Origin of the sequence: Marinobacterium marinum (assembly GCF_013868415.1) — a bacterium.
Taxonomy (GTDB): Bacteria; Pseudomonadota; Gammaproteobacteria; order Pseudomonadales; family Balneatricaceae; genus Marinobacterium; species Marinobacterium marinum.
On record NZ_JACEMT010000024.1, the window covers coordinates 1 to 317 of the forward strand.

The 317-nt window shown below is 56.8% G+C and carries 3 tRNA genes; all 3 read right to left on the reverse strand.

Features of this window, described 5'->3' with window-relative positions:
• Positions 1–15: 15 nt before the first annotated feature.
• The 3 genes from H1S06_RS00480 to H1S06_RS00490 all read right to left on the reverse strand — a co-directional run bounded on the left by H1S06_RS00480 (position 16) and on the right by H1S06_RS00490 (position 301).
• Positions 16–92: transfer RNA gene (locus tag H1S06_RS00480), tRNA-Arg, on the reverse strand.
• Between the two features lie 25 nt (positions 93–117).
• A tRNA-Arg gene (locus tag H1S06_RS00485) sits at positions 118–194 on the reverse strand.
• 30 nt (positions 195–224) lie between these two features.
• Positions 225–301: transfer RNA gene (locus H1S06_RS00490), tRNA-Arg, on the reverse strand.
• Positions 302–317 lie beyond the last annotated feature (16 nt).

Below are 317 nucleotides of genomic sequence, written 5' to 3' on the forward strand. Positions count from 1 at the left end.
TCTGAGGAGGGAGGATGGCGCGCCCGAGAGGATTCGAACCTCTGACCGCCTGGTTCGTAGCCAGGTACTCTATCCAGCTGAGCTACGGGCGCACACAATGTAAACCTTATGAAAAGATGGCGCGCCCGAGAGGATTCGAACCTCTGACCGCCTGGTTCGTAGCCAGGTACTCTATCCAGCTGAGCTACGGGCGCACACATAATTTCAAGTGCTGCTGATTAAGATGGCGCGCCCGAGAGGATTCGAACCTCTGACCGCCTGGTTCGTAGCCAGGTACTCTATCCAGCTGAGCTACGGGCGCACATCAAAATGGCGGT